17 protein-coding genes are annotated in these 23,403 nt (G+C 68.6%); 6 read left to right on the plus strand and 11 right to left on the minus strand.

Translation table 11 applies throughout. The features are described from left to right. The first annotated feature begins 147 nt into the window (after positions 1-147). From secA to AC0Z36_RS08930, 4 genes are all read left to right on the plus strand, one after another. A complete protein-coding gene (gene secA / locus AC0Z36_RS08915; RefSeq protein ID WP_485462194.1) occupies positions 148-2,916 on the plus strand; it encodes a preprotein translocase subunit SecA in 2,769 nt (922 codons plus the stop codon). Between the two features lie 220 nt (positions 2,917-3,136). Next, complete coding sequence (locus AC0Z36_RS08920; protein WP_485462195.1) at positions 3,137-4,156, plus strand: patatin-like phospholipase family protein; 1,020 nt, start codon at positions 3,137-3,139, stop codon at positions 4,154-4,156. A gap of 98 nt (positions 4,157-4,254) precedes the next feature. Next, positions 4,255-4,710, plus strand: a complete 456-nt coding sequence (locus AC0Z36_RS08925) for a DUF6912 family protein (protein ID WP_485462196.1) — start codon at positions 4,255-4,257, stop codon at positions 4,708-4,710. A 30-nt stretch (positions 4,711-4,740) separates the two neighbouring features. Next, positions 4,741-5,394: an HAD family hydrolase gene (locus AC0Z36_RS08930; RefSeq protein WP_485462197.1), complete on the plus strand. Its 654-nt coding sequence runs from the start codon at positions 4,741-4,743 to the stop codon at positions 5,392-5,394. Between the two features lie 94 nt (positions 5,395-5,488). Here the strand turns inward: AC0Z36_RS08930 and AC0Z36_RS08935 are convergent, their stop codons facing one another. Continuing rightward, positions 5,489-6,055, minus strand: a complete 567-nt coding sequence (locus AC0Z36_RS08935) for a DJ-1/PfpI family protein (protein ID WP_485462198.1) — start codon at positions 6,053-6,055, stop codon at positions 5,489-5,491. A gap of 479 nt (positions 6,056-6,534) precedes the next feature. Between AC0Z36_RS08935 and AC0Z36_RS08940 the strand changes: the two genes are divergently transcribed. Next, positions 6,535-11,436 (plus strand): NAD-glutamate dehydrogenase, encoded by a 4,902-nt coding sequence (locus tag AC0Z36_RS08940; protein WP_485462199.1) that lies wholly within the window; start codon positions 6,535-6,537, stop codon positions 11,434-11,436. Between the two features lie 60 nt (positions 11,437-11,496). On the opposite strand, the gene AC0Z36_RS08945 is transcribed toward AC0Z36_RS08940, so the two are convergent. From AC0Z36_RS08945 to AC0Z36_RS08985, 9 genes are all read right to left on the minus strand, one after another. Then, on the minus strand, positions 11,497-11,982 hold the full coding sequence (locus AC0Z36_RS08945) for a hypothetical protein (RefSeq protein ID WP_485462200.1): 486 nt from the start codon (positions 11,980-11,982) through the stop codon (positions 11,497-11,499). A gap of 237 nt (positions 11,983-12,219) precedes the next feature. Further along, a complete protein-coding gene (locus AC0Z36_RS08950; RefSeq protein ID WP_485462201.1) occupies positions 12,220-13,140 on the minus strand; it encodes a carbohydrate ABC transporter permease in 921 nt (306 codons plus the stop codon). Positions 13,141-13,231: 91 nt separating this feature from the next. Next, on the minus strand, positions 13,232-14,686 hold the full coding sequence (locus AC0Z36_RS08955) for an ABC transporter permease (RefSeq protein ID WP_485462202.1): 1,455 nt from the start codon (positions 14,684-14,686) through the stop codon (positions 13,232-13,234). 9 nt (positions 14,687-14,695) lie between these two features. Then, a complete protein-coding gene (locus tag AC0Z36_RS08960) occupies positions 14,696-16,039 on the minus strand; it encodes an ABC transporter substrate-binding protein (protein ID WP_485462203.1) in 1,344 nt (447 codons plus the stop codon). A 207-nt stretch (positions 16,040-16,246) separates the two neighbouring features. Next, complete coding sequence (locus tag AC0Z36_RS08965) at positions 16,247-17,467, minus strand: ABC transporter ATP-binding protein (protein WP_485462204.1); 1,221 nt, start codon at positions 17,465-17,467, stop codon at positions 16,247-16,249. A 165-nt stretch (positions 17,468-17,632) separates the two neighbouring features. Continuing rightward, on the minus strand, positions 17,633-17,776 hold the full coding sequence (locus AC0Z36_RS08970; RefSeq protein WP_485462205.1) for a hypothetical protein: 144 nt from the start codon (positions 17,774-17,776) through the stop codon (positions 17,633-17,635). Positions 17,777-18,093: 317 nt separating this feature from the next. Then, a complete protein-coding gene (locus AC0Z36_RS08975; protein WP_485462206.1) occupies positions 18,094-18,516 on the minus strand; it encodes a PIN domain-containing protein in 423 nt (140 codons plus the stop codon). Then, positions 18,510-18,725, minus strand: a complete 216-nt coding sequence (locus AC0Z36_RS08980) for a type II toxin-antitoxin system VapB family antitoxin (protein WP_485462207.1) — start codon at positions 18,723-18,725, stop codon at positions 18,510-18,512. Before AC0Z36_RS08980 ends, AC0Z36_RS08975 begins: the two co-directional genes overlap by 7 nt. 106 nt (positions 18,726-18,831) lie before the next feature. Next, positions 18,832-19,983 (minus strand): Fic family protein, encoded by a 1,152-nt coding sequence (locus tag AC0Z36_RS08985; protein WP_485462208.1) that lies wholly within the window; start codon positions 19,981-19,983, stop codon positions 18,832-18,834. Between the two features lie 179 nt (positions 19,984-20,162). Between AC0Z36_RS08985 and AC0Z36_RS08990 the strand changes: the two genes are divergently transcribed. Further along, positions 20,163-20,423, plus strand: coding sequence for a type II toxin-antitoxin system Phd/YefM family antitoxin (locus AC0Z36_RS08990; protein ID WP_485462209.1), 261 nt, complete (start codon positions 20,163-20,165; stop codon positions 20,421-20,423). A 121-nt stretch (positions 20,424-20,544) separates the two neighbouring features. On the opposite strand, the gene AC0Z36_RS08995 is transcribed toward AC0Z36_RS08990, so the two are convergent. Then, positions 20,545-23,226, minus strand: coding sequence for an FHA domain-containing protein (locus tag AC0Z36_RS08995; RefSeq protein ID WP_485462210.1), 2,682 nt, complete (start codon positions 23,224-23,226; stop codon positions 20,545-20,547). Between the last annotated feature and the right edge of the window lie 177 nt (positions 23,227-23,403).

The following is a 23,403-nucleotide window of genomic DNA, read 5'->3' on the forward strand; positions in this document are numbered from 1 at the left end:
GCACAGGTCAGATACACAGTCTGCCCAACGGGAACTGTCAGTCGGGACCCCCACTGGCATACGATGGCCGGTGCGGCGGGACGGGCCCCGCCGTGCCGCCATGCGCACAAGCCGGGCGGGCGCCGTACGGCAAGGAGCTCATCCAGCGTGTCCATCTTCGACAAGGTCCTGCGCGCCGGCGAGGGCAAGATCCTCAAGAAGCTGAACCGCATCGCGGATCAGGTCGACTCCATCGAAGAGGACTTCGCCGCCCTCTCGGACGCCGAGCTGCGCGCCCAGACCGATGAGTTGAAGCAGCGTTACGCCGACGGGGAGACCCTCGACGACATGCTGGCGGAGGCTTTCGCCACCGCCCGCGAAGCATCCAAGCGCGTCCTCGGACAGCGTCACTACCGCGTCCAGGTCATGGGTGGTGCCGCCCTGCACATGGGGAACATCGCCGAAATGCGCACCGGTGAGGGCAAGACCCTGACCTGCGTGCTGCCGGCCTACCTCAACGCCCTCACGGGCAAGGGTGTGCACGTCGTCACGGTGAACGACTACCTCGCCGAACGTGACGCCGAGTGGATGGGCCGGGTGCACAGTTTCCTCGGCCTCACCGTCGGCACGATCCTGGCGAACCAGCCGCCGCACGAGCGCCGTAAGTCGTACCTGTGCGACATCACCTACGGCACCAACAATGAGTTCGGCTTCGACTACCTGCGCGACAACATGGCGTGGTCGCAGGACGAGCTGGTGCAGCGCGGCCACCACTTCGCGGTGGTCGACGAGGTCGACTCGATCCTCATCGACGAGGCCCGTACGCCGCTGATCATCTCCGGCCCGGCGGACCAGGCGACCAAGTGGTACGCCGACTTCGCCAAGATGGTCACCAAGCTCAAGCGGTCCACGGTCAAGAGCACCGACCCGAACCCGGAGCACGACGGTGACTACGAGGTCGACGAGAAGAAGCGCACCATCGGCATCCTCGAGCCGGGTGTGCAGAAGGTCGAGGACTACCTCGGCATCGACAACCTGTACGAGGCGGTCAACACTCCGCTGGTCGGCTACCTGAACAACGCCATCAAGGCCAAGGAGCTGTACAAGAACGACAAGGAGTACGTCGTCGTCGACGGCGAGGTGCTCATCGTCGACGAGCACACCGGCCGTGTGCTGGCCGGGCGCCGCTACAACGAGGGCATGCACCAGGCCATCGAGGCGAAGGAGGGGGTTGAGATCAAGGACGAGAACCAGACCCTCGCCACGATCACCCTGCAGAACTTCTTCCGGCTGTACGACAAGCTCAGCGGCATGACCGGTACGGCCATGACGGAGGCCGCCGAGTTCGACCAGACGTACAAGCTCGGCGTCGTGATGATCCCGACACACCGGAACATGCAGCGCATCGACCAGTCCGACCTCGTGTACAAGACCGAGGACGCGAAGTTCGACGCGGTCGTCGAGGACATCGCCGAGAAGCACGAGAAGGGCCAGCCGGTCCTCGTCGGCACGACCTCCGTGCAGAAGTCGGAGTACCTCTCGCAGCAGCTGCGCAAGCGCGGCGTGCCGCACGAGGTGCTGAATGCCAAACACCACGACCGGGAAGCGCAGATCGTCGCGCAGGCCGGCCGCCGGGGCGCGGTCACGGTGGCCACCAACATGGCCGGCCGCGGCACCGACATCATGCTCGGCGGCAACCCCGACCACCTGGCCGCCGCGGCGCTCGCGCAGCGGGGCCTGGACCCGGTCGAGGCCCCGGAGGACTACACGGCAGCACTCCCGGACGCACTTGCGGCGGCCAAGGCCGCGGTCAAGGCCGAGCACGACGAGGTCACCGACCTCGGCGGGCTGTACGTCCTGGGCACCGAGCGGCACGAGTCCCGCCGGATCGACAACCAGCTGCGCGGTCGTTCGGGCCGCCAGGGCGACCCGGGCGAGTCCCGGTTCTACCTGTCGCTGGGCGACGACCTGATGCGCCTGTTCAAGGCGAACATCGTCGAGCGTGTGCTCACCATGGCGAACGTCCCCGAGGATGTGCCGATCGAGTCGAAGATGGTGTCCAACGCCATCAAGTCGGCGCAGTCGCAGGTCGAGCAGCAGAACTTCGAGATCCGCAAGAACGTCCTGAAGTACGACGAGGTGATGAACCGGCAGCGTGAGGTCATCTACGGTGAGCGCCGCCGGGTGCTCGCGGGTGAGGATCTGCACGAGCAGATCGGCCACTTCATCGACGACACCATCACGGCGTACGTCCACGGTGAGACCGACGGTTTCGCCGAGGAGTGGGACCTCGACCGGCTGTGGTCCAACCTGAAGCAGCTCTACCCGGTGGGCGTCACCGTCGAGGAGCTCGAAGAGGAGGCCGAGGAGGGCGCGGGTCTGACCACCGAGTTCCTCATCGACGCCTTCCAGGAGGACGCCAACTCGGCGTACAAGGAGCGCGAGGACAAGCTCGGCGCTGAGGTCATGCGTGAGCTGGAGCGCCGCGTGATCCTGTCGGTGCTCGACCGCAAGTGGCGTGAGCACCTGTACGAGATGGACTACCTGCAGGAGGGCATCGGCCTGCGGGCCATGGCGCAGCGTGACCCGCTGGTGGAGTACCAGCGCGAGGGCTTCGACATGTTCAACGCGATGATGGACGGCATCAAGGAGGAGTCGGTCGGTTACCTCTTCAACATCGAGGTCCAGATCGAGCAGGTCCCCCAGACGCCGACCATCTCCATGGACAAGGCCCAGGCCCTGCCGCAGATCCACGCCAAGGGTCTGGACGACACCCCGCAGCGTCCGGCGCACCTTTCGTACAGCGCGCCGTCGGTCGACGAAGAGGGCGGCGTCGTCCGCTCCGACTCGTTCGAGGAGGACGGCGACGACGCGGAGGCCGAGGGCGACACCCGGGCCGAGCGCCGTCGCGCGCAGCGGGCACGTCGCAAGAAGTAGCCCGAAAAAGTAAGAAGCAGGCAGAAGAGGCAAGTCCGACCAGGGGCCGTACCGCGGGAACGCGGTGCGGCCCCTGGTCGTTTTCCACAGTGGGTCGTTTTCCGCAGTGGGTTGTTTTTCTTCGGCGGGATGTTTTTCCCGCGGAGCACTCCTCGCGTGCGCGGTCGCTGCACCGGGCATCAGCCGGGGAGTCGATTGTGTGCGCATCGGAGGTCGCTGAATGGACATCACGCCCCTTGTCCCGGTGGACAGCGCTCCGCTCAGGAGCGCGCCACCGCGCCGCGGGCTGGTCCTGGGTGGCGGCGGGCAGCTGGGTGCGGCCTGGACCATCGGCGCGCTGTGCGCGCTTGAGGAGGTCTCCGGCTGGGATCCCCGTACGGCCGACGTTGTCCTGGGCACCTCAGCCGGGTCGTTCCTCGCCGCGCTGCTCGGGGCCGGTGCGGGTGCCTGTGACCTGGCCGACCACCAGCGCGGCACGGTGGGCCCGGACAGCCCGTTGATCGACTACCTGTTCGACTATGACGCGGCGGTGGGCGGCGCGCTGCCGCAGCGGCCCCGGCTGGTCCCGGGATCGGGCCGGTTGCTGCGCGAGGGGGTCCGCAGTCCGCGGTCCAGGCCGGCACTGACCGTCCTGTCGGGTCTGGCGCCGCTCGGGCGGGGGTCGCTGAACGCGGTGGGGGACGCCGTACGGCAGCTGACCCCGGCGGACACCGACTGGTCGCCGAACCCGGGTGTCAGGGTGACGGCTGTGGATTACGACACCGGCCGCCGGACGGTCTTCGGCGATGCAGACGCCCCGCACAGCCCGCTGTCCGACGCGGTGATGGCCTCGTGCGCGATCCCCGGCTGGTTCGCGCCGGTGGAGATCGACGGGCACCGGTACGTGGACGGTGGCGCGTGGTCGGCGACCAACGCCGACGTCCTGCTCGACCGGGGGCTTGACGAGGTGTACATCCTGGCCCCGATGGCCGCCAGGATGCCGGACCGCGCACGCGGGGTGTGGGGCCGGATGGAGCGCGGCTACCGGCGCATGGTCACCCGCCGGATGCTGCGGGAGGCGAAGACGCTGCGCGACGCGGGGATCCGCACCGTACTCATGGCCCCTGGCCCGGAGGACCTGGCGGTGATGGGCACCAACATCATGGACGCCACCCGGCGGCTGGACGTGCTCGACCTGGCGGTGCGGACCGGGGCGGAGGGCCTGCGGGGGCGGTTCGCCGCGGCGGCGCGCGGGGCGTAGGCACTGAACGGTCCGCCGGGTCGTCAGCCCGCTCTTCAGCGACTTCGCGGACTCCCCGGTAACCTCATCAGGACCCCCGTACTGATCTTGGAGCCCCCATGCGTGTGTACATCCCGTCGACGCTGACCGCGCTGGCCGCCGTGCAGCGTGACGGCAAGCTCGGCCCGGCCACCGGCTACGCCGTGACGGCAGGCCTGCAGGAGTGGGCCGGCTCCGAGGACCCCGAGGAACTGGAGTACGTCGCGCTGTCCGAGGCCGCGCGGGAGTCCCTCCAACTGCTCGCCGGGGAGGACACCCCGGTCCCGCGCCGGGTCGTCATCGTCGTGGAGATGCCGGACACGGTGGTCGAGCCGGTCCCGGCCGGTGGCTACGGCGCGGTGCGGGTGACCGCGGACGTGCCCCGTAAGAAGATCGACAGTGTGCAGGTGGACGCCGTCGAGGCACAGGACGACGTCCGCGCCGCACTGGCCGGGGACGAGGCCGCGGAGGACACCGTGGACGAGCGGGAGCTGCTGTGGTTCGCGACCCAGGAGATCGCCCACCTGGTCGGCTGACGCCCGGGCGGCCGGTGGATAATCTGGCGGATGAGCAGCACACGCGACACGCACATCGTCTGGGACTGGAACGGCACGCTCTTCCACGACATAGACGCGGTGATGGCGGCGACCAACCTCACCTTCGACGAGCTGGGCATGCCGCGGATCACCGTGGAGACCTACCGGTCGCTGTACCGGATGCCCATTCCGGACTTCTACCACGCGCTCCTGGGCCGCCGGCTGACCCCGGCCGAGTGGCTGGTGATGGACGAGGTCTTCCACCGGCACTACCACGAGCACATGGCCGACTGCGGGCTCACCGCGGGCGCGGCCGACCTGCTCGCCGCGCATGTGGCCGAGGGCGGCGCGCAGTCGCTCCTGTCGATGTACGACCATGACAAGCTCGAACCGCTGGTGCGCGGTTTCGACATCCACCAGCACTTCGTCCGGGTCCAGGGCCGGCTCGGTCCGTCCGGCGGGGCGAAGAGCGAGCACCTGGCCCGGCACGTCCTCAACCTGGGTGTCGACCCGGCGTCGGTGGTCGTGATCGGCGATGTCAGCGACGACGCGTTCGCCGCGGAGTCGGTGGGCGCCCGCGCCGTCCTGTGGACCGGCGGCTCGCAGTCCCGTGCGGGTCTGGAGAAGGCCGGCGTGCCGGTTGTGGACTCCCTCGAAGCGGCTGTGGAGCTCGCACTGCGCTGAGGACACCACTGGTGTCCCGGGCTTTTCCCAAGCCCTCCGTACGAGGGCTTGAAAACATTGGAGGGCCCCGGCCTGTGGAGCCCTCCGCGGTGCGTCAGGTCGCCGGTGCCTTGCTCCGCAGGACGGTCAGGAACTCGCGCATCCACCCCGAGTGGTCCACCCAGGACCTGGCCGACACCAGGACTCCGTCCACCACGGCCTCGGAGTCCACAAAAGTGCCCCCGGCGGCCCGGATGTCCGCCGCGATCGCCGGATAGGCGGCCGTACGGCGCCCTTCGAGCACCCCGGCCGCAGCCGCGAGCAGGGGCCCGTGGCACACCTGGGCGACCGGCTTGTCGGCTTCGAAGAAGTGCCGCACGATGCGCTGCACCACCGGGTTGTTGCGGATGTACTCCGGTGCCCGGCCGCCGGGGACGACCAGCGCGACGTAGTTTTCCGGCCGTACTTCCCCGAACGCGAGGTCGGCCGGCCAGGTGTAGCCGGGCTTCTCGGTGTAGGTGTCGAAACCGTCGGTGAAGTCGTGCACGACGAACTGCAGTTTCTTGCGGGCGGGCGCGGCGATGTGGACGTCGTAGCCCTCCTCCCGCAGCCGCTGGTACGGGTAGAGGACCTCCATCGACTCCGCCGCGTCACCGGTGAGCATCAGGACCTTCGTGGACATCAGGCCTCCCCAGTTTCCGTATTGCCGCCGGACACGTGCTGTCCTCATAAGGTGCACGGAGCGTGCCGTGTAAGCAATGCCTCACTGGTGTTGGCAGGTTGTCGCCAGGGGACCCCTGACCTTCGCGGACGGACGCGGGTAGCCTGGCGGGCGTGGGTCGGACCGGCGGTGTCGTCGGTGCTGCTTATTCATCGCCGCTGCCCTCGTTCCGGCAAAGACGCCGGAACGGTTCGGCAGCGGAAACGGTGTGTGCGGCACGGCGGCGGAAGCAGTCGGGAAGAGTCACTCAGGTAACGACACGGGCTGTAAGCGCAGTCCCGGCAACACAGCACCCTCATGCTGTCCCGTACGACATGTTTCTCCCGATGATCCGGAAGAGGCGTGACTGCCGGAGCAGTAATCCGCGAGGGGGCCGGGGGTTCGTCCCCCGGGAAGACAACAGCAGTCACGCAACGGCGCGCGACAGGAGCCACAGCATCATGCAGAGCAAGCTGGACGAGGCGAAAGCTGATCTGCTCGACCGGGCGGCCCAGGCGGCACGGCAGGCATCGTCACAGCAATCCGGAGATACGGGCGATCCCTGCGTCATGCAGTTGGACCTCCTCCTCCGCCGCTACTACCGGCACGCCGCGCCCGAGGATCTGATCCCACGCGATCCGGTCGACGTGTACGGTGCCGCCATCTCGCACGGCCGGCTGGCCGCCGAGCGGCCGCAGGGCACTTCGAACGTCCGGGTCTTCACTCCCACCGTGGAGCAGAACGGCTGGTCGTCCGGTCACACGGTCATCGAGATCGTCACCGACGACATGCCGTTCCTGGTGGACTCGGTCACCAACGAGCTGTCCCGGCAGGACCGGGCCATCCACGTGGTGGTGCACCCCCAGTTCGTGGTCCGCCGCGACGTCACCGGGCACCTCACGGAGATCCTCGAGGCCGACGGCAACGACCCGGCCCAGGTGCCGGACGACGCGGTGACCGAGTCGTGGATGCACATCGAGATCGACCGCGAGTCGGACCGCGACGACATAGTGGCCATCGAAGACGCCCTGCAGCAGGTCATGCGGGACGTGCGCGAGGTCGTCGAGGACTGGACGAAGATGCGCGACGCGGCCCTCGCGGTCGCCGACGAACTCGCCGAGAACCCGCCGAAGCTGCCCGAGTCCGAGATCGGCGAAGCCTGGGAGCTCCTGCGCTGGCTGGCCGAGGACCACTTCACCTTCCTCGGCTACCGCGAGTACGACCTGGCCGTCGAGGACGGCGAGGACGTGCTGCGGGCGGTGTCCGGCAGCGGTCTGGGCATCCTGCGCCCCGACCAGGTCACATCGCAGTCCTTCAGCCGTCTGTCGGTGGAGGGCCGGGCCAAGGCCCGCGAGCCCAAACTGCTCGTACTGACCAAGGCGAACTCCCGCTCGACGGTGCACCGCCCCTCGTACCTCGACTACGTCGGCGTCAAGCGCTTCGACGCGGACGGCAACGTGGTCGGTGAGCGCCGCTTCCTGGGCCTGTTCGCGTCCGCCGCGTACACCGACTCCGTCCAGCGGGTGCCCGTGGTCCGCCGCAAGGTGCAGGACGTCCTGGAGCAGGCCGGCTTCGCACCGTCCAGCCACGACGGCCGCGACCTGCTGCAGATCCTGGAGACCTACCCGCGCGACGACCTGTTCGAGATCAGCTCCGAACAGTTGCACCAGATCGTGCTGAGCGTGCTCTACCTCCAGGAGCGCCGCCGCCTGCGGCTGTTCCTGCGCAAGGACGAGTACGGGCGCTTCTACTCGGCGCTCGTCTACCTGCCGCGGGATCGCTACACCACCGAAGTCCGGCTCAAGATGCAGGAGATCCTGCTGCGCGAGTTGGGCGGCACGGTCATCGACTACACCGCCAGGAACACCGAATCGGTGCTGTCCCGGCTGCACTTCACCGTGCGCGTCCCCGCCGGGCAGTCGCTCAGCGACCCGGATGTCGACTACATCGAGCGGCTGCTCGCCGAGTCGACCCGCTCGTGGCGGGACGACTTCAACGAGGCCCTGGTCGCGGAGTTCGGCGAGGAGCAGGCAGCCGAGCTGGCCCGCCGCTACGCGCACGCGTTCAGCGAGGGCTACAAGTCCGACTTCTCCCCGCGGACGGCCGTGGCCGACCTGCGCCGCATCCAGGCGCTGGCCCCGGACGGCGACTTCGCGCTCAACCTCTACGACCCGATAGGAGCACGGCCGGACGAGAAGCGGTTCAAGATCTACCGCACCGACCAGCCGGTCTCCCTGTCCGCAGTCCTGCCGATCATGCAGCGGATGGGCATGGAGGTCGTCGACGAACGCCCCTACGACCTGCGCTCGGCCGACGGCAAGGTCGCCTGGGTGTACGACTTCGGCCTCAGGCACGCGACCGACAACCCGGTCACCCACGAGGACGCCAAGGAGCTGTTCCAGCAGGGCTTCTCGGCCGCCTGGCTGGGCAGGGCAGAGTCGGACGGCTTCAACGCGCTGATCCTGCGCGCCGGGCTGAACTGGCGTCAGGTCGTGGTCCTGCGCGCCTATGCGAAGTACCTCCGCCAGGCCGGCTCGACCTTCAGCCAGGACTACATCGAAGGCGTGCTGACCGGCAACGTCCACATCGCCCGGCTCCTCGTGCAACTGTTTGAGGCCCGGTTCTCGCCCGGCCTCCAGCAGGCCGGCACGGAGCTGGTCGAAGGCTTCCTGGAAGAGATCACCGGCGCGCTCGACAGTGTGGTCTCCCTCGACGAGGACCGCATCCTGCGGGCCTTCCTCGCGATGGTCCGCGCGACCCTGCGCACCAACTTCTACCAGCGGCGCGCCGACGGCGGACCGCACGACTACCTGTCGCTGAAGTTCGACCCGCAGGCGATCCCGGACCTCCCGGCCCCGCGCCCGATGTACGAGATCTTCGTGTACTCGCCCAAGGTCGAAGGCGTGCACCTGCGCTTCGGCAAGGTCGCCCGCGGCGGCCTGCGCTGGTCCGACCGGCGGGAGGACTTCCGTACGGAGGTCCTCGGTCTCGTCAAGGCGCAGATGGTGAAGAACACCGTCATCGTGCCGGTCGGCTCCAAGGGCGGCTTCGTCGCCAAGCAGCTGCCCGACCCGGCGGCCGGGCGTGAGGCCTGGCTGGCCGAAGGCATCGCCAGCTACAAGACCTTCATCTCCGGTCTGCTCGACATCACCGACAACCTCGTCAACGGTGAAGTCGTCCCGCCCACCGACGTGGTCCGCCACGACGGCGACGACACCTACCTGGTGGTCGCCGCAGACAAGGGCACCGCGACGTTCTCCGACATCGCCAACGAGGTCGCGGCCTCGTACGGCTTCTGGCTGGACGACGCGTTCGCGTCGGGCGGCTCGGCCGGCTACGACCACAAGGGCATGGGCATCACCGCCCGCGGCGCGTGGGAGTCCGTCAAGCGGCACTTCCGCGAGCTCGGGCACGACACCCAGACGCAGGACTTCACCGTCGTCGGCATCGGCGACATGTCCGGCGACGTGTTCGGCAACGGCATGCTGCTGTCCGACCACATCCGCCTGGTCGCCGCGTTCGACCACCGGCACATCTTCCTGGACCCGGAACCCGACGCCCCGGTGTCCTTCGCCGAACGGCAGCGCCTGTTCGACCTGCCGCGGAGTTCGTGGGCCGACTACAACCCGGACCTCATCAGCGCGGGCGGCGGGATCTACCCCAGGACCGCCAAGTCCGTGCCGGTCAGCGCCCCGGTCCGGGCCCGCCTCGGCCTCCGGGAGGGCATCACCAGGCTCACCCCGGCCGAACTGATGAAGGCGATCCTCCTCGCCCCCGTCGACCTGTTCTGGAACGGCGGCATCGGCACCTACATCAAGGCGTCGACCGAGTCGAACGCCGACGTGGGCGACAAGGCCAACGACAGCATCCGGGTCAACGGCGCCGACCTCCAGGCCAAGGTCGTCGGCGAAGGCGGCAACCTGGGCTGCACCCAGCTCGGGCGCATCGAGTTCGCCCTCACCGGGTCGAACGGCGCGGGCGGCCGGATCAACACCGACGCGATCGACAACTCAGCCGGCGTGGACACCTCGGACCACGAGGTGAACATCAAGATCCTGCTCGGCCAGGTCGTGTCCGGCGGTGACATGACCGTCAAGCAGCGCAACGAAGTGCTCGCCGAGATGACCGACGAGGTCGCCGGGCTCGTCCTGGCGAGCAACTACGCGCAGAACTACGCGCTGGAGAACGCGGTCGCCCAGGCCCCGTCCCTCCTGCACGTACACCAGCGCTACATGCGCAAGCTCGTCCGCGACGGTCAGCTGGACCGGCAGCTGGAGTTCCTCCCCACCGACCGCCAGCTGCGCGACCGCGCCCAGACCGGCGGCGCGCTCACCCAGCCTGAACTGGCCGTACTCCTGGCGTACACCAAGATTCTGCTCGCCAAGGACCTGATCGCCTCCGACCTGCCGGACGACCCGTACCTCCAGGACGAACTGCACCAGTACTTCCCGACCGCGGTCCGGGACCGCTTCCACGAGCAGATGGACAGCCACGCGCTGCGCCGCGAGATCATCACCACCGTCGTGGTCAACGACCTGGTGAACCTGGCCGGCATCTCCTTCATGTTCCGCATGCGGGAGGAGACCGGGGCCTCGGCCGACGAGGTCGCACGGGCGCACATCACCGCCCGGAAGATCTTCCGCGCGGACGAGATCCTCACCGCCGTGCAGGCTCTCGACAACACGGTCACCGCCGCCGCGCTCACCACCCTGCGGCTGCACACCCGGCGCCTGGTCGAGCGGGCCACCCGCTGGCTGCTGCTCAACCGGCGCTCCCCGCTCGACATGCAGTTCCAGATCGAGTTCTTCCGCGACGGCGCGGCAGAGGTGGCCGCCCAGCTGCCCAAGCTGCTCCGCGGCGGTGAAATCACCTGGATGAACGGGTTGTACGCGGAGTTCACCGGCGCCGGGGTGCCGCACGAGCTGGCCACCACCGTGGCCGGCATGTCCTCGGCGTACGCAGCCCTGGACATCGTTGAGGTCGCCCAGGACTCGGGGCGGTCGATCGCGGAGGTCGCCGAGGTCTACTTCGACATCGCCGACCGGCTGCCGATCGCCTACCTGCTCGACCGGATCATCGAACTCCCGCGCACCGACCGGTGGAAGTCGATGGCCCGCGCCTCCCTGCGCGACGACCTGTACGCCGCGCAGGCCGGACTGACGTTCGACGTCCTGGCCTCGGGCCCGCCCGAGGACAGCCCGGAACTGCGGTTCAAGTCCTGGGAGTCGAAGAACCACGCCGTGGTCGCCCGCGCCCGCACGACCCTCGAAGAGGTGAGCGACGTGGAGAGCTACGACCTGGCGACCCTGTCGGTGGCGATGCGGACGATCCGCACGCTGCTGCGCAGCGGGTCCATGGGCTGATGAGGAACAGATAGACAAAAGGGCCGCCCTTCGGGGCGGCCCTTTTGTCGCGTACGGTTTTCAGTCGAGGTCGGCGGTCGGCACCAGGGGCGCCCGGTCACCGGACTCCTTCGGGGCGGTCCGCCGCACCTGACGCGGAATCAGCAGCGGGTCGTAAGGCCGGTCCTTGAGCAGCCACCAGCCGGACAGGTAGAACACGGCCGGCACCGCACAGGCGACCGGCGCCCACCACGGGCCCGGCAGCGCGAACAGCCCCGCCCACACGTGGATCAGACCGAGCGCGGCGGGCCGGGCCATGTTCCCGTCGTTGCGGCGCAGTGTGTCGCGGACGGCCTTGAGACAGAACGCGGTGAACACCGCGAGCAGGGCCGCCAGGACCGACGCGGCGATGAGGATGTTGTCCAGCCCCGCCATTTCGTCGCCCTCGTCGTGGACGGCGACCGACGCGACGGCGGACCCGATGGCGGCTGCGGTGAACAGCGCCCCTTCCACGGCGAGCACGGCGAGCATCGTCCGCAGCAGACCCAGCCGTCGGTTCCCGGTCATCGAAGTTCCCCCATGCGTGGCGTGAGACTCGCCGATCTCCCGTTTTCCGTGGCTTCCGTGTCTGGAAGACCTTGCCAGACGGTACGCGGTCAGGTGCGCCGGAGGGATAAGGATCCCGGACCCATCACTTCAGACGCTGGTGACCGCGACCACGGTTCCCGGCCGGGAAAGCCGACAAAAGCCGCAGCGCGCCCCCTGTCCGAGCCGGGAGGCGCGCTGTGGTGTGCTCGTTGTGGGCTACTTCACAGCGCCCGCCATCACGCCCTGGACGAAGTACCGCTGGAACGAGAAGAACACGATCAGCGGCACGATCAGGGACAGGAACGCCCCCGGGGCGAGGATCTCGGTGTTCGCGCCGAGTGCCCGGGACTGCGACTGCAGGGCCACCGTCAACGGCGCCGAACTCGTATCGGCGAAGATCAACGCGATGAGCATGTCGTTCCACACCCACAGGAACTGGAAGATGCCGAGCGACGCGATCGCCGGAAGGCCGAGCGGCAGGATGACCTTGTAGAAGATCGTCCAGTCGGACCCACCGTCCATCCGCGCGGCCTCCAGGAGGTCCCTGGGGATCCCCGCGAAGTAGTTCCGCAGCAGGAAGATGGCGAACGGCAGCCCGAACGACACGTGGAACAGCACCACACCGGTGATCGAACCGAACAGTCCGGCGTCCCCGTACAGCTTCGCGACCGGGATCAGGGCCACCTGCACGGGGACCACGAGCAGGCCGACGACGATCAGGAACAGCCAGTCCCGGCCCGGGAATTCAAGCCACGCGAAGGCGTACGCGGCCAGCGCCCCGATGAAGATCACCAGCAGTGTGGACGGCACGGTGATGTAGATCGTGTTCCAGAAAGCCCGCGTCATGTCCTTGTTGTCGAGCAGATTGCTGTAGTTCTCGAACGTCATCTGCCCGGGGTGGGTGAACACCTTCCACCAGCCGCTGCCCGCGATGTCGGTCTTGCCGCGCAGCGAGGACACCAGCAGCCCGAAGGTCGGCAGCAGCCACAGGAGCGCGACGACCACCAGGATGATCCGCACCACGCCGCCGCCGGTCTTCGCGACGAGGCGGGCGGCGAGACCGCGCTGGATCCCGCCGGGGTCCTGGGCGGGCTTGGTCTTGACCGGCGGAGCGGGGGTCTCGGCTGCGGCGCTCATTTGTTCTCCTGACGACTGTGTCCGCCCGGGTGCGCCGCACCCACAGCAGCTGGCGCTGCGGGCCGGACCCCCGGGCGTACCTCGGTTCCGTTCACTTGTTTTCCTGGCGGAACCGCCGGATGTTGAACAACATCGCCGGCAGCACCAACAGGAACAGCAGGATGCCGATCGCACTGCCCAGCCCCTGGTTGTTGCCGCCGCCGAAGGAGGCCAGGTACATCTGCAGGGCCAGGACGTTCGCTTCCTTCTGCGACGAGCCGAGCGAGATGATGTACACCAGGTCGAACACCTTGAGCACGTTGATGACCAGGGTCACCATCACCACCAGCAGCACCGGGGCGAGCAACGGGATCGTCACCCGCCGGAACACCTGCCACTCGGTGGCCCCGTCCACCCGCGCGGCCTCCAGCGCGTCGCGTGGGATCGCGGCCAGGCCCGCGGCGATGAGGACCATCGCGAAGCCCGCCCACATCCACACGTACGCCATGATGATCGCCCAGGTGATCAGGCCCGGGCCGAGCCAGCTCTCACCCGTGTAGGACTTGCCGAAGTTCGAATCCGGCAGCTTCATCTGCACCGGGCCGCCGGACAGCTTCGACGCGGCGAAGGTGAACGAACCGTCCTTCCCCGTCGTGGCGGACGCGACGACCTTGCCGTTCCGTACAGCCTCGACCTTGACTCCCGGCAGCCCCAGCTCACCCGGGTCGATCTTGTTGACCACGCCGGTGGCGCCCTTGCTGAAGTCACGCCACACCACACCGGACAACCCGCCGTCGGTGCGCGGCTGCGGTGTCGCGGCCTGGCTGGCGCTCGACGGGACCTTGTCCGCCGGCAGCGCGACCAGCGGCAGCAACGCCGTACCGCTGACCGGATTGGCGGTCTGGAAGCCCTTCCCGGCCGGCTTGAGGTCCGAGTTCGGCCGGGCCTGCGAGCCTTCGTACTGCGCGCCGCTCCCGAGGAACGTGTCGTGCACGCCGACGATGATCGCGTTGGCCACGCCCTTGTCCGGGTCCTGGTCGTACACCAGCCGGAAGATGATGCCGGCCGCCAGCATCGACACCGCCATCGGCATGAACACGATCAGCTTGAACGCCGTCGCGAACTTGACCCGTTCGGTCAGGACAGCGAAGACCAGCCCCAGCGCGGTCACCACCGTCGGGGCGACGACCACCCAGATCGCGTTGTTCTTCACCGCCGTCAGCGTGTCGTCGTCGGTGAAGACTTCCTTGTAGTTGTCCAGTGCCACGAAGTCAGACCACCCGGCCGCGCCGTACAGCGACCGGATCAGTGACCACACGATGGGATACGCCACCAGGACACCGAGCATCACCAGCGCGGGCAGCAGGAAAAGCCAGGCCAGCAGCTTTCCCGTACTCACCGGCCGGTTCTGGTTGACTCCGCCCGAAGGTCCCGGCCTGCGGAACCGGCCCGCGCGCCCGGGCGCCGGGACGGCCGCGGCACCACCCGCAGTCACCGTCCCGGCTGCCGCGTCGGTCGCCGGGACATCTGAACTTCCGTCAGCCGTACGGTCCCGATCCTCCGACATGACGCTCCATCACCCGCCGTACGCCTTGGCCGCGTCCGCTTCGAGCTTGGCCTGCGCACCGGCGATGTCCGTCGGGTTCTTCAGGAAGTCCTGGAGGTCCCGCCACTCGCCTTCGCCCTTCGTCCCACCGAACGCGGCCGGGGCCTGGTCGGACAGGTCGAACCTGAACTCGTCACCGGAGGCGATCAACTGCTGGGCGATCTTCCGGGTCGTGTCGTCCTTGTACGACGCGGCGTCCAGCGCCTTGTTCGGGGAGATGTAACCGCCCTGCTGCGCCCACACCTTCGCGGCATCCGGGGAAGCGAGGTACTTGAGCAGGCCCATCGCTCCGGGGCTCTCCTTCATCGCCACCGCGATGTCGCCACCGGTGACCACCGGGGCCTTCCCCGCACCGACGGCGGGGAACGGGAACACCTTGGCGTCCGTACCGATCTTCGCCTTGGTGTCCTTGAGGATGTTCGTGCCGACGAAGTCACCTTCCATCGTCATGGCGGCCGCGGGGGTCGCGCCGAACACCTGCGTCACCGACGCGGGGAACTCGGTCTGCAGAACCCCGTTCGGACCGCCCGGCATCCACTCGGGCTTGCCGAACACCTGGGCCAGGGTGGTGAGCGCGTCCTTCACCGAAGGATCGGTCCACTTGATCTTGTGCTGGGCCAGCTGGTCGTACTTGTCCCCGCCGGCCTGCGACAGGTAGATGTTCTCGAACCAGTCGGTCAGCGTCCAGCCGTCCGCCCCGCCGAGCGCGAACGGCGGCTTGCCCGAGTCGGACACCGCCTGCGCGGTCTTCAGCAGGTCGTCCCACGTCTTCGGCTCGGCCGCGCCCGCATCTGTGAAGAGCTTGGTGTTGTACCAGAACAGCGACTTGTTGGCGCCCTTGTACGGGACGCCGTACGGCTGGTTCTGATAAGCGCCGATGTTCTGCCAGCCGGTCGAGTAGTTCGACTTGAGTGATGCCTGGACCTCAGGGCTGAGCGGCTTGATCCAGCCCTTCTGGGCGAACTGCTGTACCACGCCGGGCTGGGCGAGGAACGCGACGTCCGGCGGCGATTTACCCTCGACCTTGGAGCCGAGGAACGTCGACGCGCTGTCCCCGGTCGGTACGAAGTTGGTCTTCGCGCCGGTGAGCTTCTCGAACTCGGCGAGGACCTTCTTGAAGGCGGCCTGTTCGTCGCCGGTCCACACCGCGGCGACGTCGACCGTCTGGCCCTTGAGGTCCGGCAGGGCCGCCGCCGTCGGGCTGCCGGCACCGGTGGTCCCGGCGGTGGGGGTGGGCGAGGTCTTGTCGTCCTTCTTGTTGTCGTCACCGCAACCGGCGGCGAAGGTGAGCGCGGCGACGGCCGTGACGGCCACCGCCGTCCGCCTGAATCCCCGTGTTGTACGTAGCGAACTTCCTGTGGTGCTCCCTGCTTTGCGCAAGGTCCCCTCCTTGGTTCGTTTCCCCCGACGGAGCGGGAAAGGCTTTGTACGGACCGGCGTCCCGCGTGCGGAACGCCGCCCTTTGTACGGAACGGCGCCCTTTGTACGGAACAACGTCCTTTGTACGGAACGGCGTCCGGCTCAGCTGTCGCCGACCACCGACAGGCCCGACTCAGGGTCGAAGAAGTGCATGCGGTCCACGGCGACCCTGATCGCCACGCGGTCGCCCTTGCGGGTCCGTGTCCGCGGGCTGAACCTGGCCACCAGGTCGCTGTGCTGCGCGTCGGAGTCCGGCACCTGCTCCTCGGCGCCCGCGTCCCGGGCCAGCTCCTGGATGTCCTCGGTGATCGCCGGCGGCGCGTCGATCCCGACGTGCACGAGGACCTCCGAACCCATCGCCTCCACGAGGTCGGACTCAGCGTGCAACACGTGGCCTTCACGGGGTTCCGTGCCGTCCAGCGCCGCGTCGTACAGGTCCTCGGGACGGATCCCGACCACTACGGGGCGGTCGACGTAGGACGTCAGGGCGGGGCGCTCGGACGTCAACGAGGGCGGTACGGAAAGGGTCTGGCCGCCGAGTTCGACTTCGTAGCCGCCGTCCGTGCCGCCTTTCACCCGGCGCAGGATCCCGGTCATCATGTTCATCGCGGGTGAGCCGATGAATCCGGCCACGAACAGGTTGACCGGGTGGTCGTACAGCTCCTGCGGCGCGGCGACCTGCTGCAGGACGCCCTTCTTCATCACCGCGACCCGGTCCCCGAGGGTCATGGCCTCGGTCTGATCGTGCGTCACATACACCGTGGTGACGCCGAGTTCCTGGGTCAGCCGGGCGATCTGCGCACGCATCTGGACCCGCAGCTTCGCGTCCAGGTTCGACAGCGGCTCGTCCATCAGGAACGCCTGTGGTTCCCGGACGATCGCCCGGCCCATGGCCACCCGCTGCCGCTGACCACCCGACAGGTTCCGGGGCTTCCGGTCGAGGTGCTCCTCCAGGCCGAGCGTGTGCGCGGCCTTCTCGACCCGCTTGCGGATCTCCTGTTTGGGCATCTTGCGCAGCTTCAGCCCGAAGGCGATGTTGTCCCGCACGTTCAAGTGCGGGTAGAGCGCGTAGCTCTGGAACACCATCGCCACATCCCGGTCCCGCGACGGGACCCGGTTGACCACCCGGTCCCCGATCCGGACCGTGCCTTCACTGATGTCCTCCAGGCCGGCGACCATTCGCAGCGCGGTGGTCTTCCCGCAGCCCGACGGGCCGACCAGGACGAGGAACTCCCCATGGGCGATGTGCAGATCGAGGCCGCCGACCGCACGTGTGCCGTCGGCGTAGACCTTTCCGACCTGGTCGAGCACCACTTCTGCCACGTATGCCCCCGCTGTGCAGTCCGTATCGCACGACTTGTCCGGACCATCCGTCGTACGTCCGAGATCCCTGTCCACACAAGACCCGGGCAAACGAAGGACATCAAGTCGTAATAAGACACGCCCGGTGGCGGGTGACGTTGTCACGTCGCCCGCCACCGGGCGGTTTCAGCGTCCGGAGGCCTGCCAGACGGCGATTCCCAGGCCGGTCGCACCGGTGATGGCGGCCAGGGAGGGGAGTGGCCACCGGGCGTGTTCAAGAGAGGTGATCCGGTCTTCGTGTTCGTCCAGGACCTTGTCGCTCTGGTCCACGCGTTGCAGCAGGAGGGCCACTGTCCGCCGAGATGTCCTCGGCGGACACTCCTGCGGTGGTGAACGCCATGCTCGAACTTATGGAGCCCCTCCTCGATGAGCAGGGGGAGAAGGGGTACCGCGCCGGCTGGGGTGAGTGCCAGGCGATGCCGGAGGACCCCTTCGGATCGGAGAGGTCAGAGGCTCCCTGCACCTCCTGACCGTGCGTGAGTAGCTTGCGTCAGACAGGACAAAACCGACGGTGATGATCCCGTCGGTCCTGTCCTGCTTGGTGTCAGTTCGCAGCCTGATCTGGCTGTACTGCCGGTCAGCCCGATTCAGCGCCGGTCGTCCCGCATGAGCCACATCGTCGGCTGCCCGGTCGCTGAAGAGACGGTCTCGAAGTCGCGGTCCTGGTGGAGAAGGGTCAGTCCGGCGAGTTCGGCAGTAGCGGCGAGGATCAGATCGACCGGGCCCGCGGAGCGGTGGTGTCCGTTTTTGGTCAGCAAGGCCTGGACTTCTCGCGCGCGGGTGAAGACCTGCTCCGGGTGCGGAAGCCAGGTGTAGAACTCGCGAAGCAGGTCCAGCAGCTTCTGCCGGTCAGCGGCGGACCGGGCGCTGAACAGCAGCTCGATCTCCGTGATGTCACAGACGCCGATCAGGCCTGCGGCGATGGTTTCGTCCCAGCCGTAGGTATCGCCGTTGTCCGCGAGCAGCCTGACCAGGGCGCTGGTGTCGACCAGGTAGGAGACGGCTACCACCGATAGTCCTTCTTCTCGCGGAGCAGCTCCAGGTCGAGCGCGCCGTCGGCGACCAGGCCCCGGGCTTCGTGCAGTGCGCGCAGTCGACGCCGGCGAGCCGTAATTTCCCGCAGTGCGATGTTGACGGTGTCCCGCTTGGTGGTGGTGCCCAGCTCTGCCGCGGCCTCGGCCAGAGCCGCATCGTCGATGTCGATCACAGTGCGGGCCATGGTTCCTCCTGTATGCATCGGACTGGATATCAAGGTATCAACCCTGATGCATACAGCAAAGCGCTGCCGATGGCGGATGAGTCCCGCAGTCGTCGGCCCCGTACGGTCAACCCTGCCCCGACGCATACGGATTCCGCGCCGTGTACCCGCGAGCGGCATCCTCGAGCACCCCGGCCGGGAACTTCGGCCCCGCCACGTAATAGCGCCCCTTCGTTCGACCTTGCGCGTTCAGCAACTCCAGGTCGCACAACTTCTTCACGTCACGCACCGCCTGCTGCGTGCTCAGCCCCTCGGCCCGCTGGTAGCGCGCCCGCAGAACGCGTTCCCCCACAGCGACGTCATGCAGGGCCGCGACCAGACGCTCATCCAGTCCGGCGTTTTCCGCGTACTCGGTCAGGGCCTTCCACGCACTCCCCGACCGGTCGATGCGGAACCGTACCGACTGGGCCTGCTGGTGGTAAGCGAGCAGGTTGAACCGGACCCACGCGTGAGTGTCGCCGTGCGGGCTCCACTCCTGGCCGCCGACCTCCTGAAGGACCGCGTAGTACTTCCAGGTGTTGAGCGACTTCGCCAGCCAGGCCTCGATCGAGGAGAACTCAGGCGCGAGCAGACCTTCCCGGGACAACAGCAAGGTCTGCAAGGAACGGGACATCCGGCCGTTCCCGTCCGCCCAGGGATGGATGTTGACGAGGTTCAGGTGCGCCAAAGCGGCGCGGACCAGGGGTGGGGTGTCGAGGTCGCCCTCGTTGAGCCAGTCGACGAGCTCCTCCATCAGGCCGGGGACCGACGCGGCATCGGGGGCGGTGTACGCGATTTCGTGCGGATCGCCCGGCTGGTTGATGTAGACCGCGCCGCGCCGCCACTGGCCCATCGGCCGGCCCGGCTTGTTGTGGTGCCCCTGCAACATCCAGTGCAGCCCGTTGAGCAGTGACTTGTCGAAGCGGAAATCCACGGCATCATGCAGCGTCTGGATATACGTCATCGTCTGCTGATAGGCGAGCGTCTCGGCCTTGTCGGCCTCCGACGCGTTGACTTCCTTCTCGCCGTCGATGAGGTCTTCGACGTCCTGGACGGTGACTGTAAAGCCCTCGATGGTGTTGGAACCGGCGATCGCAGCGGCGGTCAGGGTCTTGCGCAGCCCCGCGGTCCACTTACTGGGCTGGTTGTCGACCTGGTAGCGGAGCGCCTGCCGCATGGCGTCGATTTCGCAGAGTACGCGCTTGTCTTCCGAGTCCAGGGCAGGTGTTTGGTAGAGCATGCCCGAATGATAACTTGACACTCTCAGAGTATCAAGTGCCTGGAGTTTGTTGAGCGGATGGTTTTTGCGTGCGTGGCCGCGATGCTCGCGCCGGTATGGCTTTGCTGGCCGGTAAATCCAGGAGGCTCAGAGGAGGGGACGCGTAGCTCGCTGCGCTACATGGCGCTACGGCGGCTTTCATGAAGACCATCACTCAGCGTGAATTCCGCAACAGCTCCGTTGCGGTCATGGATGCAGTGGAAGCCGACGAGACCTACCACATCACCCGCAATGGGACGGAGGTCGCCGAACTGCGGCCGATCACCCGAAAGAAGCGGCTGAGCGCAGAGGCGCTGGTGGCCGAACATCGCGGTCTTCCGCAGGTCGACTACGAGGCGATGCGTCAGGAAGCCGACGACTTCAAGGGGTTGGAGAGTGTGCTGACGGTCCTCTCCGTGTGAGAACGCCCTTGGGTCCGCTTCGTCGAGCTGCGTGTGGAGAAGCGCCACTGCTGCTTCTGGTTGCCCAAACGACGTATACAGGAGTCTGGGCTGCTATCCCACCCAGTGATCGGACTGCCCGTCAGCGCAGCGCCGTGTCCCACTCCCACAACCGAGCCGCCTGCACCGCCCCCGACTGCTCCGCCGCCCGCCGTACAGCCCCCGTCAACAACGCCAGGTCCGTCGGTCCGTTTGTCGGCTGCGCGGGGTTCCTGACGGAGGGTCCGGTACGGCGGGCCAGCGCGTTGCCCATCTCCGTCCACTCCTGGCGTACGACGGTGGGCCGCAGTGTCGCCGTGCGCGGCATCCGGCCGGTGATCCGGCCGCCCTGGAACGGGACCACCGCGCCGTCCGCGCCGCGGACCAGCCCGCGCCCCGGGAAGTGCTCGTCCAGCGTGGCCGCGTCGTCCACGTCGATCAGCGCGCGGGAGGCCTGCGGCCCGTCCGTGCGCAGTGCCACCCGGATTTCCGCGGCGGACATCGCCCCCGGCGCGTCGCCGCCGGTGGTGGCGATGACGTGGACGCCCAACGGCCCGCCGTACTGCGTCAGTTCGGCGATGTGGTCGGCCGCCGCCGGACAGATCTCCACCAGTCGGTCCAGGTCGTCCACCGCAAGGATCAACCGGGGCAGTCGGAGGGGAGTGGTGTTGAACGTGGCTCCCCGCAACAGGGCTTCGCGGCGGTCGAGTTCGGCCCGTACGGCGACCAGGCTCGCGGTGATCCTGCCGGCCTCCGGCGTGTCCAGGAAGCCGACCAGGTGCGGGAGTTCGGCGCAGCCGAACGGGCCCGCGCCGGTCGCCGCGCCCGCGCCCAGGAGGAGCGCGATGGCCAGCTCGCCGGGCTGATTGGCGACGGCGAGCGAGCACAGGGCGGCGGTGAGGAGTTCACTGCGCCCGGATCCGTCGGCCCCGCCGATCAGCACATGCGCGCCCTCGGCTCCGCCGGTGAACTCGGCGTCGAGGTCGACGGCGACCGGGCCCCGGGCGTCCGCGCCGAGCACGATCCGGGCGGAGGCGGGGTCGCGCTGCCAGCGGTCGCGGAGTTTGGCCGGGGTGAGCAGGTCGAGGTCGAGCTGGTCGAGCAGCCGGACTTCCTCGGGCAGGGTGCGCAGCGGGGACGCGGCGCGTCCGGCGGCTTCGCGCAGGGGGGCCAAGGCGCGGGCGAACCGGTCCGCCCAGGCGGGGGACACAGCGTCGGCGACGACATCGTCGAGCCGCAGCGAACCGGGGCCCACCACCTGGAGACGGGTATTGACGTCGCCGGTGACGCGGGCGACCACGCCGCATTCCAGCGGCAGTTCGTCGGCCCGCTCGGCCAGGCACACGGCGTGGATTCCGGCCCGCGGGCCCTGGTCGAGCAGTCGGGCGACCTCGCCGCGGGCGGTGAGTGCCCCGGCGCCGTCGACGATGACGAGCGTACGGCGGCCGGACGGCGACGGACTGTCCAGTCGGTCGAGGAGTTCGGCGATCCTGCGTCCGGTCTGCTCCTGCGTCAGGCCCAGGAGCAGCCGGCAGTCCTGGCCCTCGGCGGGCCGCAGGTGCGGCAGCCAGCGCAGCCAGGCCCAGTCGGCGGCGGCGGTCTCGTCCCCGCACAACAGGACGATCTCGATCTCCTGCGGTCCGTGCAGCGCGGCGGTCTGCGCGATGAGGGAACGGGCCAGGCCGAGCACGCGCGGACGCGGCCCGGCGAGCCCCAGCGTCTGCTCGCGCAGGGACAGGACGACCGGCACGCCGTAGGCGGTCAGCCGCCTCGGCCCGGCTGCCGGACCCGCCGCAGAACCGGCCGCGGCCTCGGGTTCCGGCTCGACGAGCAGAACCTGTGACGGAATGTCACCGATTCCCAGGCGTACGGAGAGCAGCTCCGGATGTGACCGGTGTCTTTCCCACAGCTGGACGGCCATGTCCGTGTGCACGGGCCCGGCCGCGCCGGCCTCCAGGGCGAGCAGCAGCAGCGCCGCGGCGTCGGGTGCCTGTTCACGGCGTCGCAGGACCTCTTCGAGGAGTGCTTTGTGGCCCTGCTCCTCCGCGGCCTGCCGGGCGGCTTCCGCTGCCTTCCGGCGCAGGCCGAGGGCCACCCGGCGGGGAGCGGGCTGTGGCGGGAGGTCGATCCGCACCTCGGGGTACGTCACCGCGGTCAGTGCCCGGCGTGGACGTGGCAGTTCCAGGTGCCCGTGGCCGTCGGCCCGGCCACGCCCGGCGTCCGGGCCGTCGGCGTACGCGCGCGGCAGAACCATCGTCAGGAGGGATTCCCCGGCCCGGAGCAGAGATCCTGACGGCAGTTCAACCGGCGTACGGCCGACCGGAACCCCGTCGACCGTCGTGCCGTTGGTCGAGTCCAGGTCGGCGACGGTCAACCGGCGGCCGTCTATCGTCAGCTCAGCGTGCAACCGCGACAAGTCGGGGTCCGCGAGCCGCACCTCGGCTTCGGGGGAGCGGCCGATGCGCACCGTGCCGTCGCTCAACAGGTGCACCCCGCCCGCGTCCGGGCCGCCCACGACCCGCAGCTCGGGTGTGCCGACGGTCACCGCGGCCGCGCCGGGGGCGTCCGCGGTCACCAGCGCGCCGTCCACCAGCGGCGGATGCCCGAGCAGGGACTCCTGGTCGAGCAGCGTTTCACCGGCCCAGTAGCGGCGGCCTTCGACGCCGGACGCGGTCCGCAGGGCGGTGGCGACCGCCTGGAACCGGGTGCCCGACGGTGCCGTGACGAGCACGTCCGTACCCGTGCCCGCGGTGCGGGCCCCGAGTACGGTGAGCCGGATCTGCATGCTCCTCCGCTCACACAAGGTGCGTCCGGCGCCCACTGGCAGGCGGGCCACCGGAATTCAGAAAAGAGAAAGACGTACCACCCCGCATCCTCCCATCCGACCGGGCGGTGGTGTGTACCGCAGTGCGGTGCGCGGCGAACCATCCGACCCGTGTCCTGCGTCCATGGGGAACAGGAG

The organism is Kitasatospora sp. UYEF31, from assembly GCF_057291755.1.

What these genes read in the sequence shown, in the direction of transcription:
- AC0Z36_RS08920 (WP_485462195.1), top strand. Translation starts at nt 3,137, where the DNA reads ATGGACATCACGCCCCTTGTCCCGGTGGACAGCGCTCCGCTCAGGAGC.
- AC0Z36_RS08925 (WP_485462196.1), top strand. Translation starts at nt 4,255, where the DNA reads ATGCGTGTGTACATCCCGTCGACGCTGACCGCGCTGGCCGCCGTGCAG.
- AC0Z36_RS08930 (WP_485462197.1), top strand. Translation starts at nt 4,741, where the DNA reads ATGAGCAGCACACGCGACACGCACATCGTCTGGGACTGGAACGGCACG.
- AC0Z36_RS08935 (WP_485462198.1), bottom strand. Translation starts at nt 6,055, where the DNA reads ATGTCCACGAAGGTCCTGATGCTCACCGGTGACGCGGCGGAGTCGATG.
- AC0Z36_RS08940 (WP_485462199.1), top strand. Translation starts at nt 6,535, where the DNA reads ATGCAGAGCAAGCTGGACGAGGCGAAAGCTGATCTGCTCGACCGGGCG.
- AC0Z36_RS08945 (WP_485462200.1), bottom strand. Translation starts at nt 11,982, where the DNA reads ATGACCGGGAACCGACGGCTGGGTCTGCTGCGGACGATGCTCGCCGTG.
- AC0Z36_RS08950 (WP_485462201.1), bottom strand. Translation starts at nt 13,140, where the DNA reads ATGAGCGCCGCAGCCGAGACCCCCGCTCCGCCGGTCAAGACCAAGCCC.
- AC0Z36_RS08955 (WP_485462202.1), bottom strand. Translation starts at nt 14,686, where the DNA reads ATGTCGGAGGATCGGGACCGTACGGCTGACGGAAGTTCAGATGTCCCG.
- AC0Z36_RS08980 (WP_485462207.1), bottom strand. Translation starts at nt 18,725, where the DNA reads ATGGCCCGCACTGTGATCGACATCGACGATGCGGCTCTGGCCGAGGCC.
- AC0Z36_RS08985 (WP_485462208.1), bottom strand. Translation starts at nt 19,983, where the DNA reads ATGCTCTACCAAACACCTGCCCTGGACTCGGAAGACAAGCGCGTACTC.
- AC0Z36_RS08990 (WP_485462209.1), top strand. Translation starts at nt 20,163, where the DNA reads ATGAAGACCATCACTCAGCGTGAATTCCGCAACAGCTCCGTTGCGGTC.
- AC0Z36_RS08995 (WP_485462210.1), bottom strand. Translation starts at nt 23,226, where the DNA reads ATGCAGATCCGGCTCACCGTACTCGGGGCCCGCACCGCGGGCACGGGT.